At 41.8% G+C, this 13455-nt stretch carries 9 protein-coding genes; 3 read left to right on the plus strand and 6 right to left on the minus strand.

All coding sequences use genetic code 11. The annotated features are described in order from the left end of the window. Positions 1 to 187: 187 nt before the first annotated feature. The 6 genes from VC82_RS12480 to VC82_RS12505 all read right to left on the minus strand — a co-directional run bounded on the left by VC82_RS12480 (position 188) and on the right by VC82_RS12505 (position 9342). Entirely contained in the window at positions 188 to 1384 is a 1197-nt protein-coding gene (locus VC82_RS12480) for an IS256 family transposase (RefSeq protein WP_045802662.1), read from the minus strand. Between the two features lie 448 nt (positions 1385 to 1832). Continuing rightward, entirely contained in the window at positions 1833 to 4202 is a 2370-nt protein-coding gene (locus VC82_RS12485; protein ID WP_045802663.1) for a CBM96 family carbohydrate-binding protein, read from the minus strand. Between the two features lie 321 nt (positions 4203 to 4523). Next, positions 4524 to 5546, minus strand: a complete 1023-nt coding sequence (locus VC82_RS12490) for a hypothetical protein (protein WP_045802664.1) — start codon at positions 5544 to 5546, stop codon at positions 4524 to 4526. Between the two features lie 109 nt (positions 5547 to 5655). Next, positions 5656 to 6756 carry a glycosyltransferase gene (locus tag VC82_RS12495; protein WP_045802665.1) on the minus strand — a complete coding sequence of 367 codons (1101 nt, stop codon included), beginning with the start codon at positions 6754 to 6756 and terminating at the stop codon, positions 5656 to 5658. 81 nt (positions 6757 to 6837) lie between these two features. Continuing rightward, positions 6838 to 7869, minus strand: a complete 1032-nt coding sequence (locus VC82_RS12500; RefSeq protein ID WP_045802666.1) for an NAD-dependent epimerase — start codon at positions 7867 to 7869, stop codon at positions 6838 to 6840. 75 nt (positions 7870 to 7944) lie between these two features. Further along, the gene (locus VC82_RS12505; protein WP_045802667.1) at positions 7945 to 9342 is read right to left on the minus strand and encodes a nucleotide sugar dehydrogenase; all 1398 of its coding nucleotides are present in this window, start codon (positions 9340 to 9342) and stop codon (positions 7945 to 7947) included. 230 nt (positions 9343 to 9572) lie between these two features. On the opposite strand from VC82_RS12505, the gene VC82_RS12510 reads away from it, so the two are divergent. The 3 genes from VC82_RS12510 to VC82_RS12520 are packed head-to-tail and all read left to right on the plus strand — an operon-like array spanning position 9573 to position 13446. Then, positions 9573 to 10703, plus strand: coding sequence for a DegT/DnrJ/EryC1/StrS family aminotransferase (locus VC82_RS12510; RefSeq protein WP_313777700.1), 1131 nt, complete (start codon positions 9573 to 9575; stop codon positions 10701 to 10703). Continuing rightward, entirely contained in the window at positions 10700 to 12637 is a 1938-nt protein-coding gene (locus tag VC82_RS12515) for a polysaccharide biosynthesis protein (protein ID WP_045802669.1), read from the plus strand. Before VC82_RS12510 ends, VC82_RS12515 begins: the two co-directional genes overlap by 4 nt. A 35-nt stretch (positions 12638 to 12672) precedes the next feature. Then, positions 12673 to 13446, plus strand: a complete 774-nt coding sequence (locus VC82_RS12520) for a polysaccharide biosynthesis/export family protein (protein ID WP_045802670.1) — start codon at positions 12673 to 12675, stop codon at positions 13444 to 13446. Positions 13447 to 13455: the final 9 nt, after the last annotated feature.

The raw sequence follows: 13455 nt of genomic DNA on the forward strand, positions 1-13455 counted from the left end.
AACTTTTCAATGTCAGTTAATATTGGCAAAGTAAGTTAAAAAACCAGTCGAATGGTACTAATTCGATATCATTTAAAAAAAGTCGTTGAACTCAAGAAAAGTTTGATATTCTAAATATCCAGTCTATTTTTTTCGGACACTATCCCAATAAGTGTGTAAGTTTAAATTAGCAGGGGTTTGACTTTATTTAAAGTCTGACCCTTTTTTCATAGATCGTAAGGAACTGGTTCAGGATTATGCCCCAGTTCCTGATGGGCATAGACCATTTTTTGGTGGCCTCCCTTACGGCCAAATATACGGATTTCATCACGGCGTCGTCGGTCGGGAAGGACAGCTTGTTCTTGGTGTACTTGCGTATCTTCCCGTTCAGGTTCTCGATAAGGTTGGTGGTATAGATAATCTTGCGTATCTCCACAGGGAACTCGTAGAACACGGTCAGTTCGTCCCAGTTGTCCCTCCAGCTCCTTATGGCATAGGAGTACTTGCCCTCCCATTTCTGCGCGAAGTCCTCCAGGGCGGCCTTGGCGGCCTTCTCGTTGGGGGCGTTGTAGATGCCTTTCATATCCGAGGTAAAGGCCTTTTTGTCCTTCCAGACCACGTAGCGGCATGCGTTGCGGATCTGGTGCACCACGCATATCTGGGTCTTGGATTCGGGGAAGACGTTCTTGGTGGTATCGGTAAAGCCGTTCAGGTTGTCGGTGGCCGTGATCAGGATGTCCTCGGTGCCACGGGCCTTCATGTCGGTAAGGACGGACATCCAGAAAGCGGCGGACTCGTTCTTGCCCAGCCACAGGCCGAGTACCTCCTTTTTCCCGTCACTTCGCAAGCCTACGGCCACGTACACGGTCTTGTTGACGACCTTGGAGGATTCCCTGACCTTGAAGACGATGCCGTCCATCCATACGATCAGATAGACCGGTTCCAGGGGACGGTTCTGCCATGCCGTGATATCGGCGGCCACCTTTTCGGTGATACGCGATATGGTGGAGGTGGAGACATCGAACCCGTAGGCCTCCCGTATCTGCTCTTCGATATCGCTCACCGACATCCCCTTGGCATACAGGGACACGATGATGTTCTCCAGCCCATCGACCATATTGCCCCGTTTGGGGACTATCATCGGGTTGAACGACGCGTCACGGTCCCTGGGAACGGCTATCTCAGATTCCCCGAAGGAAGTCCTTACCTTCTTCTTGGAATGCCCGTTGCGCTTGTTGGCATTGGACGAACGCTGGTGCCTTTCATAGTCCAGGTGGCCGTCGAGCTCGCCCTCGAGCATCTTCTCGATGCCGCGTTTTTGGAGTTCCTTCAGAAAACCGTTGAGCTCGTCCCCGGTCTTGAACTGTTTCAGTAAATCGTCGTTGAACAATTCTTCTTTCTTCATGATGTGCAAATATTTAAAATTAGACAAAAAATTAGCGGGGGCATGCCCCCGCTAATTTTCTATTTACACACTTTATGAGATAGTCCTTTTTTCGGGACATGAGTACCCATAAAAATATTGACCTCTTTAGATTGGTTATAGCCTTGTGATGGTCGATGATGCCTCCGGCCCATAAAAAACGGGCAGTATCGTACTACCCTCCCTTTTTTACTATCACCAACCTTAGGCCAGATAGTGCGACTGCACATCCGTATATAAAATTCGCTAACTTTACATACAAAACCTCGAACGGAAAGATTGGTTGTCGGCACCATCGACATCTTGGGCTATGCCGAATGTGCGTGTAATGGCGACCTCTTGCTTAGGCAAGCTACGCTTATCACGCAACTCGCCATAGCCGACTGGTCTCTTATTTTTAAGATTTTAGAATTATAACCATCCCTCAAGACTAGTTTTCAAATGCTCCAATTGACCAACCACTTGATGACGGTCTTGGATTATTATTGTGGTCAATTGCTGAAAGATTTGAGATGGATGATGCATTAACTCCAATGCCAATTAATTGACTGTTTGAAGATAAGGTATAATCATCCGTCATTGGATTATTGAACCCTGGATTTAAAGTAGTAACATTTGTGCCTGAGGGGATTGAGAAAGCAACATTGTGAAAGTTCACATGGTCATAGGTTGCATTGAAAGAATAACTGGTATTATTATCCCTACTAGTCTTAAATCCATCGGTTACATTATTTATACTGGTATTTATCAAGATGATATTTTCAACCGGACGATCTTGTTTGAACAAATAAGGTGCCCCATCAAAAGTTCCTCCAATTACATAATTAGTGCCGGCATCATCTCCGTCAGGACCCAAAAACATGAACTCAATGAAACCTCCATGCCATGGGTGAATGTTTTTAATGACAGGATTTATAAATAAATTGTTGCTGCCAGCTGTCGGGGCAAATGAAACCCGACTTTCGCATTCAGAATAGTTGGAACCCAAGAACATGATTCCCCCAGAGTTATACATTTTAAAATTGATAAACGCATTTCGATTGGAATCTCCAAATATTTGCACTCCGCCCTCATTGATTTGCCCAGTAGTACTTATCAAAGTAATATCTTTAAAAACATTATCGTCGGAATTAAAGTAGCATTGAAATCGAAGGTTTTCAGCATAGCCCCCTTCAATTAAGTTATTATTTGAATCACATTTTATTGCATAAGCCCTACTTTGATGCGATACACCAGTTTTTCTAATGCTAACAAAATTGCGGACAACATTATTGTCAGAGCTCCAAAGGGTTTGATGATAGTCTGTGGGATTTCCATCTTTGGTAACTACAACAGTATTATTCTCAAGCGTATTGTTGTCTGAAGAAATCAAATCAATACCAACATGGCCTGCGTTAAACACAATACAGTTCTTCACAAGCATTTCGTCGCAATTTGATAGCCTAAGACCGTGTCCACTCAGATTTCCTCCTGTCGACTCAGCATATGTAACAGGATCATTCCATTGTGGGTTGGTGGGATCCCAATTTCCAGTTTCGTTACTGACAATATTTATTAAAGTAAGGCCTTTGGTGCCACTAGCTCTTACAGTCATATCATTATATTGCCCCATGAAATTTTCAATCCAAATATAATCGTGATTGATTGTAAAGGCATTATCGCCGGGATCAGGATCATTGTCAGATCCTCTATCGGTTTGTATCAAAGGCATAATATTGTTTGGTAGCACTTCCCCATCCGAATTGAAGTCTTCTCTAGTATATGTGGAAAAAACATCAGATACAATATCGTTAGGGGCATTTTGATAACCAATAATTCGAATGGGTTTTGAAGCGGTGCCATTTCTTCTAGAAAAAACAGTTGCACCACCATAATTACCGGCTTTAACCCAAACTATATCGCCAGGTTCCGCATGGTCAACGGCTCTTTGAATAGTTCTAAATGCAGTAGCTTCGGTTAGCCCATCGTTCGAATTGTCACCGTCAACTCTTACAAAGTAATTTGTGTCACCTGTTCTATCGGAATTGCCACCTGTATTCGAATCGTCCCCTGAACCTCCGTCATTATTGTTCGAGTCATCTCCTGAAGAACCCCCGTCATTGTTGTTCGAATCATCAGAACCGCTATTATCATTATTGTCAGTGTTCTCTTCAGCATTTTGGTCACCATTTTCTGGGGTGCCCAAATAGGTCAGTGTCAATTTTGGTACAACATCAGCTACATTTTCCCTCGAGGCAACCGCAATATCATTACCATCTCGTTGTATCAGAACGATATTAGTAAGGTCGCCAATCAAATCATTGGCATTCAGGTCAATCTGAAAATAACTTTCTCCATCATAAACTATAGTAGAGCCTAACAGCAAGTTTTCTTGTGGAGCATTAGATTGATTTAGAGTTTCTTCTGTCCAATCCGTATCACTACCTTCATAAGCTTCGAAAGTTCCATAGCCTGCATCTTGCGACACAGTTAATACTAATTTGGCATCTTCAATAGGACCATTGACCTCACTCAAATCAAAGGTCAGGTAACTTTTACGACGGCCATTTTCGATACGTATGATATCAACATCATAGCCTTGGCCATCTTGCACATAAGCATCTTGCACAGGAACGAAGGTCTTGGTTAAAAGGGTGAGGCCATCATTTCCTTCGCTGCTGCTCGAGTCACCGATATTCTTTTCAATATCTTCAGAAACAGCTTCCTTAAAAAGATCGGAATCTTTAGTGCAAGAGAGGTTAAAAATTAAGAAAAAAACAAAAAGAATCAAGCCAATGAATTTTGTGGGGATGAAATTCATACTAAGTAAGTTAAATTTAAGTTCTTGGTGCCATTTGGGAATGTAAAATTAGACTATAAATTTTTATCATCGACCAAAAGCTTAGTTTTTTCGATGAAATGCATTATTTTCTAATTTCTGCCCAAAAATTTTTTCATTCGAGGTTAATACGCGACTAAAGGCAGGTTTGGATCGTTGAATTACCGATTTTAACAACTAATTAAGAACATCTTCGATGAACGGTCATTTTTTTTAACAACTTTCGTATTACTTAAAAATATTTTTTTGGAAGATTGTCTTTTTGCTAGTTGAGATTGCACAAATGAAGACATTTCGGCAGGTCTATTTTTTCTGACTTTCCTTTATTATTTTCGCGATTTCTTCGTGCCAATGGTCAAGAGGTGCACAAAAGGCAATTTCACAATCAATAAATTTTGGGTCGTATCCCTCAAAACCATAGGGCGTGGTGATGAACCTGATATTGTTCTCTAGGTAGGTCTTGATTTTTATTTTAACTCCACCACCAATGACATCAGGATTGATATAAAGTCCATTTTTAAGGTAGGGCCATCCATCGCCATCATAAAATCCGTGTCCCCATATTTTGTTTTTTTTATCATGATAGACATGTGACCCATAACCGAATAGATGGAAATTTAGATTGGGAAACACCTCTCGAAGTTGTGGCCAAATATATGAGATAAACTGGCCAAGCGATTTCTTTTTATGGGATTCTACACCTCCAAAATAGACCAGTCGGGTAATGGGCCAGAAGCTTTCTTTGACCATTTCTTGCTTGTTCACCCCAACACCCCATAGCATACTATTGGTACGCCCGGTTTGCGCTCTGAAAAAAGACTGGTCTTCAGTGCTCAAAAAAATTGGGGTGGTATTGGTGTCGGCGAAAATTTCTTTTTCAAGTCGCGTAAATATTTTCAACTGCTTTGAAAATTTTCTGTCGAGCCCGATGTTCTGTTCATTTCTTCTTGTGTCAATACGATAGAAACAATTGTGGAACCGAACCAGCAAATGCTTTTCTGGATATTTTCTCCTTACCGTTCGGTAAAAAATGGTATCTCCACAAAAAATAGTGGTGTAATCATCTACCAAAGGAAGTTCAGCCAGCATCTTTTTTGAAATTTCCGTACTCGGCCTATTCTGCAACACTTTTATAAATCTGTAAAAAATTGAGATACGTCCTCTATCTATGAAAAGATGGTTTCCTTTTAATTTGTTGTCGGTATTATAAGTGTACCAAACAATGGTGTCATCTTTAGAAACGGAGAGTCGATTGTAATCTTCACCGACCACTATCCCGTAACCATTGTACTTTGAAATTTCGTGGGGAAACAAAAATAAATTCATTCGATGTATCGGTTAGCCATTCTATTCAGATTAAATATGTTGGGATTGGGTAAATGAAAATTAATCAAAATTAGTCAGTATGGCCTTGAAATTTTTGTTGCAGAATTTGTTATCTCTGCAATTCATCAAATAGGCTTGTCCACTTTTTTATTATTTGTCCAACAGAAAATTCATCGGGTAATTTTGAATTCGCTTTTGAAAACAAATATCTTTTTTCATGGTCTATGAGGAGTGTTACAATTTTCTCTGCCATTTGATCACAATCGAAAGCGGGTATTAAATAACCATTCTCATTGTTTCTTATAATTTCATTTGGCCCCGTGGGAACATCAAAGCTGACCATGGGCAACTGATTTGCCATGCCCTCCAACAACACCATGGGAAACCCCTCAAAAGAGGATGTCATTACAAGCAAGGCATATTGTGGATAAAGTGTATAAATGTCATCTGCATGCCCCTTGAGCACAACTTTTCCTTCGAGTTTCTGTTCTGATATTTCTTCGAGGATGTAGTCTTTATAATCCCCTGAACCGTATATGTGCCATTCATGGCCTGGAAGCCTATCGAATACCTTTTTTGCCACATCAAGGGTGTATGAATGAAAATTTTTGGATTCGTCAAGCCGGCCCACACTGATTACCTTTTTTGAATCCATATTGTACGTTTTATTGCCCCTTAAAATTCTTTCATCTACGGGATTATATATCTGTACAATCTTTTTGGCCCGTGTTCTTTTGCGATAAGTGACTTTGTCGGCCTTGGTCAGGGTCACCACTGCATCGGCAAAATAACTTGCCATTTGCTCGTTGAAGTTTTTAAAGGGGACTTTATACCCTTTAAAACTTGAATGCGACCAATAGAGCACTTTTGTCTTTTTGAAACGTGTCGCGGCCACACCTAACAATCCCACGTTAAAGCCACAGATTACAAGCACCTCAATTTCATACTGTGCAACATTTGACCTTAACCGCTTTAGGGCCTTGGGCAACCCACGAAACATGTTTTTGGGGACATCAAGAAGATCATGCACCACAATACTGTCATTCCAGTGAAAACCACTACTTAACAGGCTCGGATGAAAACTGAACACATGTATTTCGTACTGACCTGTGTGCACTAGTGCATCGCTCAAGATTGATGACACCCTGGCGATGCCACCGGTACCATCGACCTTGCCCATCAAAAAGCCGATTCTACGCTTATCGTTCATATGACTGGGTGCTGAAAAAAGTCTGGAAGAAGTCCATTTTATTAGTGGTTTGCCAGAATATGGTAATGTGTGCCATTTTTGTCAACCCTGATTGAAATAGTGTTGGTACCAATCCACAAAGTTTTTCACGCCCACTTTGATAGGGGTAGAAGGGCGGTAACCATAATCATTTACCAAGTCATCGACATTGGCCCATGTATTCTCAACATCCCCAGGCTGAAGGGGCAGCAGTTCCATTTTGGCCTTTTTGCCCAAGTTCTTTTCAATTTCCTTGATAAAGTCCAATAGACTTACTGAATGGGTATTGCCAATGTTATAAATTTTGTACTGCTGTAAGGCCTTTTTGCGTTCATCTAAATTTTTGGTCATTACCTCGACCACTCCTTCTGCAATATCTGATACATAGGTAAAGTCGCGTTTCATCTTACCATAATTGAATACTTTCAGCGGTTTGCCTTTGGCTATGGCATCGGTGAAGAGAAACATGGCCATGTCGGGTCGTCCCCAAGGGCCATAAACGGTGAAAAATCGAAGACCGGTGGTTGGCAATCCGTACAAATGGCTATAGGTGTGGGCCATGAGTTCGTTACTTTTTTTACTGGCAGCATAGATACTGATCGGGCGATCGACCTTGTCGTGCACCGAAAAGGGAATTCTATCGTTCAATCCGTACACACTTGAACTGCTGGCATATACCAGATGTTTGATGCCATGGGTCTTGCAGCACTCCAATATGTTTAAAAACCCGACAATATTACTGTCTATGTAGGCTCTGGGATTTTTAAGGCTGTAACGAACCCCTACCTGGGCGGCAAGATTACAGACCACATCGAACTTTTCTTCACCAAACACGGTCGAAAGACCGTCCAAATCTTCCAACTGTAATCGGATAAATGCGAACTGCGCGCCGAAATGGGAACTGACCAAATTTTTGCCAAAGGCCAGTGTTTCATTTGCAGAAATGCCCAACTGGTTCAAGCGACCATATTTTAGTTGTGGGTCGTAGTAGTCGTTGATACTGTCGAGTCCGACAACTGTGTGGCCATTGGCCAACAATAACATGCTTACATGATAGCCTATAAAACCGGCTGCGCCGGTAACCAATATTTTCATTTACCGATTGTCTAAAACAGGATGGGCGTGAAAATTAGTGAAATTTTATCAGTTTTTGCTTTAAGATACGGGTACTTACGATTCGCCTATTTTGTAAAACTTGAACCCGATGGATGCCATGGCATCTTTGTCGAGAAGGCGCCTACCGTCAAAAACAAAGGCCGGTTTCAGCATATTGGCATAGATTTTTTTCCAGTCATATGTTTTAAACTCATCCCATTCGGTCAAAATGGCAATGGCATGGGCATCCTTGGTTGCCTCAATAGGGGCCTTGGTAACCTGTAATAATTCCCTATTCTCTTTGGGGTCACGGGTGCCAAGGTAATCTAAATCGGCATAGATCGTTTCTTCAGATACTTTTGGGTCATAGACAACAATCTGTGCTTTTTCCTCCAGTAGTGCATCTGCCACATAAATGGCCGCTGACTCGCGGGTATCGTTGGTGTCTTTTTTGAAGGCCCATCCGTAGAAAACTATTTTTTTGCCCGACACCGTGTTGTAAAGGGTAGAAACGATATTTTCAGCAAATCGTCTCTTTTGGTAGTCGTTCATAATGATGACCTGCTCCCAGTATTCGGCCACTTCTTGCAGCCCAAAACTTTTGGCGATGTAGACAAGATTCAGAATGTCTTTTTGAAAACAAGAGCCGCCAAAACCAACCGATGAATTTAAAAATTTGGAGCCGATTCTACTGTCAAAGCCAATGGCCCTGGCCACTTCAGCCACATTTGCATCGGTCTTTTCACAGAGCGCAGAGATTGAATTTATGGAAGACACTCGTTGTGCTAAAAAGGCATTGGCCACAAGTTTAGAGAGTTCTGATGACCAAACATTTGTTTGCAGAATACGCTCTTTGGGCAACCAGTGTTCATATACCCAACTAAGTGAGTCTTTTGCAGCTTGCCCTGAGGGAGTTTCGTCACCACCGATCAGAACCCTATCGGCATTAAGCAAATCATCGATAGCCGTGCCTTCTGCCAGAAATTCGGGGTTTGACAAAATTTCAAATTTGACTCCTTTTCCGGTATTGTCCAAGATGCTTTTAAGGGTTTCTGCGGTGCGAACGGGCAAGGTAGATTTTTCGACCACGATTTTATCTTCTTTGGCCACCTTGGCAATATTACGGGCACAAAGCTCGATGTTCTTAAGGTCTGCCGCCTGCCCCTTTCCTTTTCCATATGTCTTGGTTGGGGTATTAACCGAAATAAAGATCATCTCGGCCTCATCAATGCCCTTATCCACATCCGATGAAAAAAATAAGTTTTTGCCCCTTGTTTCGGCGACGATTTCTTTAAGGCCAGGCTCATAGATGGGCAGGTTGTCTAGATTGTCATCATTCCATTGCGCTATACGCTTCTCGTTCAAATCTACCACTGTTACCTGAATTTCGGGACATTTAAGGGCTATGACAGACATGGTCGGCCCACCAACATAACCTGCGCCGATACAACAAATCTTACTTATTTTTTTCATTTAGTATGGTTTTATGGCTGCAAAGATTAAAAAATATTGAAGCTTAACATTGTAGTTTTAGACAAAATATACACTATAGCAGGCATTCTACACATTAAAAATAAATCTAGTAAAGTTGTTTGGGGTTTACGTTCATTTAATCGATATTTTTAAGGGTTTAACGATTATTGGGCTTATGAGCCACCCCGATAGTTATTTTTGACCATGAATAGTACTAAAGACCCCAAATTTTGATCACGAAAACCCGAATATGGCTATCTTCTCCCCATATGGGAGGTACCGAAGAGCGTTATGTTAAAGAAGCATTCGATACAAATTGGATAGCACCCCTTGGACCCAACGTCACCTTTTTCGAAAAATCATTGGAAGAATATGTGGGCGGTGATGTGCACGTGGCGGCCCTGAGCGCAGGTACCGCGGCCATTCATCTGGCCCTTCAAATTTTAGGTGTTTCACATGGTGATGAGGTAATCTGTCAGAGCATGACTTTTTCAGCCTCCGCCAATCCCATTACCTATTTGGGCGCGACACCGGTTTTTATTGACAGTGAGCGGAAGACCTGGAACCTTTCGCCTGAACTTGTGGAACGTGCCATATTGAATGGAATTTCAAAAGGAAAAAAACCCAGGGCCATTGTAGCCGTTCACTTGTACGGGATGCCTTATCAAATAGCTGAGATAGCCGAGATTTCACAAAAGTACGCCATTCCCGTAATTGAAGATAGCGCGGAAGCACTGGGCAGTACTTACCACGAAAAAAAATGTGGGCAGTTTGGGGATATCGGTATTCTCTCTTTCAATGGCAACAAGATCATCACCACTTCAGGAGGTGGTGCCCTGCTTTCAAAAGACCCCGAGATTAAAGAAAAAGCTGTTTTTTTAGCTACCCAAGCACGGGATAATGCACCCCATTACCAGCACTCGGCAGTTGGCTACAACTATCGTATGAGCAATGTGTTGGCAGGAATAGGTAGGGGCCAAATGGAGGTCATCGATGACCGGGTAATGGCGAGAAGGGCCAATTATAATTTTTACAAGGAAAGATTGGCTGGTTTTGATCAGATTTCTTTTTTGGATGAGCCTGCTGGATTTTTCAGTAATCGATGGTTGACCTGTATATTGACCGATGCTTATGAAACGAGGGAACAACTGCGTTTGGCATTGGCCAAAGAAGACATTGAATCGAGGCCGTTGTGGAAGCCCATGCACTTACAGCCGGTTTTTGAAAATTCACCATCCTTTACAGATGGCACAGCTGAAGATTTATTCAACAGGGGGCTATGTTTGCCAAGTGGATCAAACCTTTTGGAAGAAGATTTGGAAAGAACAATTTCCGTAATAAAGAAAGTACTTGACCAATGATTAAAAACTACATACTTCGACATGCGGATAGATATGCCCCAGGATGGCTGGTTTTGATAATCGATGTGCTTATCATTGGTGTGTCTTTTGTGCTCTCGTACATCATAAGGTTCAATATGACCTTTAATTTTGATGTTGAGAAACTGCTGGTGCAGCTACCCGCAGTAATGGTCATTTCTACCCTAGCGTTTTTGGTGGCCAAATCTTATAAAGGTTTTGTAAGGCACACAGGGATCAAAGACGTATACAACATATTCAATGCTATTTGTCTTGCCAGTATATTAACAATATTCTTGGTTATTTTCAATAGGCAATTTGAAGTGGTGGATGATTTTACGATACCTCTTTCCATTATTATTATCCACAGCTTGATAAGCTTTATTGCATTGACTGCTGCCCGATATCTTTTTAAGACGCTGTTTGAAAGCATGACTAAAAAAATCAAAGCGACCAAAAATGTTTTGATCTATGGGGCCGGGGAGTCGGGAATCATAACGTACAACGCCTTGGAAAGCCATACGGCCACCAACGTAAAGGTAATAGGTTACATAGATGACGATAAAAAGAAGGTCGGAAAGACCATAAATGGGGTTAGGGTCTATGGAAGAGAAATTTTGAACGAATATTTTCTTGCAAGCAACAACATAAGCGAGATTATCGTTGCCATCCATATTATAGACAATCACAGGCTCCGTTTGTTGGTAGAGAGCTTGGTCGACTTTTCCGTAGATGTCAAAATTGTTCCCCCGGTACAGGATTGGATCAATGGAGAGTTCAAGGTTTCCCAGATAAAAAATGTTCAGATAGAAGACTTGTTGAACCGGGCACCCATTAACATCAAAAGATCTAAGGTCGTTGAAGAGCTAAAGGACAAATGCATTATGGTGACCGGTGGAGCAGGATCTATCGGCAGTGAAATAGTTCGGCAAATTGCCACCTATGAATACAAGTCATTGATCATCATAGACCAGGCAGAATCTCCATTGTACGATCTTCAGCAGGAGCTCAAGCAAAACGGGTTCCACAATTTTATTTCGATTGTAGCGGATATCAGGGATAAAAACCGAATGAACCTATTCTTTGAGGAATACAAACCAGACATAATTTTTCATGCTGCCGCTTACAAACATGTACCTCTGATGGAGTATAACGCATATGAAGCCATAAAAATAAATGTCGGGGGAACCAAAATAATTGCTGACCTGGCATTGGCCCATAATGTAGGGAAATTCGTTTTTATTTCGACCGATAAGGCGGTGAACCCTACCAATGTCATGGGCGCCACCAAGCGAATCGCAGAGATGTACATCAGCTGCATGCAACAAGAAGGCATGACAAAATTCATTACAACACGTTTTGGCAATGTGCTTGGCTCCAACGGTTCGGTAATCCCGCTTTTCAAAAAACAAATAGAGAAAGGCGGTCCCTTGACGGTCACGCACAAGGATATAACCCGATATTTCATGACCATCCCTGAGGCCTCACAATTGGTCCTTGAGGCCGGTGCCATGGGAAAAGGTGGAGAAATCTTCATTTTTGATATGGGGGAATCGGTGAAAATATTCGATTTGGCCAAAAACATGATCAAACTTTCAGGTCTTCGTTATCCAGAAGACATCGATATTGAAATTACGGGATTACGACCAGGCGAGAAACTGTACGAAGAGCTTTTGGCCAACGGGGAGAATACCATGCCGACCTACCATAAAAAGATTATGATCAGTAAGGTTCGGGAACTAAATTATGGTTGGGTAAGGTCAAAGATCGATGAACTTTGTGTATCGAACATCTTTTTCAATGAGAACACGATAAAAATTATGAAGGAAATAGTGCCAGAGTACATTTCCAATAACTCCAATCTTTGTAAGTTTGACAAACGGCCAACCAATGATTCGTTGGAAAAAACAAAAGAAGCCAAAATATTGCAGCCTTGATCTAGGCACTATCAGCAACAAAACACTAATTTTTTATGAAAACAAATTTATTGCTTTCAAGATTGTCAATACTATTGATAATCTTGGTATTGAGCTCATGTGCCTCAAAAAAGGAGGTCGTTTATTTTCAAAATGCGGGTGATTTTGAAACGATTGTAGACAGAAACAGTTTTACCCCAAAATTTAAGGTTGATGATGTGGTCAGTATACATATTTCCACCCTGAATGAGGAAGCCAGTGCACCCTTTAACCTATATCGTGGACCCAGGACTGGAACTTCCTTAGCTCCGCAAAGTGTTGATTATATCATAGACCAACAGGGCGAAATAGATTTTCCGGTAATCGGCAAAATAAAAATCGCGGGATTGTCACCCGAAGAGGTGCGGGTGTTGTTACGGGAGAAATTGTCAGAATACTTGAAAGACCCCATCATAAATATTCGTCTACAAAATTTTACGGTTACTGTTTTGGGCGAGGTCAATAGGCCGGGCACATATCCAGTAAATGGGGAGCGGATAACCATTTTGGAAGCCTTGGGGCTGGCTGGCGACCTTACCATAAAGGGTCAGCGCGAAAATGTACTCGTCATACGTGACTTCGACGGAACAAAAGTTTATCACAGGATTGATCTGCGAACCAAGGAAGCCCTTGACTCACCAGTTTATTACCTAACCCAAAACGATGTCGTGTATGTTGAACCCAATGAGTCAGCTGTTACTTCCTCCCAATTAGACAATAGGGCGAGCATATGGGTCTCTATTGCATCTGTATTGATAACCTCTACAGTTTTGATCATAACCAGAAATTAACAAATATTA

It is taken from the genome of Flagellimonas lutaonensis (genome assembly GCF_000963865.1).
Taxonomy (GTDB): domain Bacteria; phylum Bacteroidota; class Bacteroidia; order Flavobacteriales; family Flavobacteriaceae; genus Flagellimonas_A; species Flagellimonas_A lutaonensis.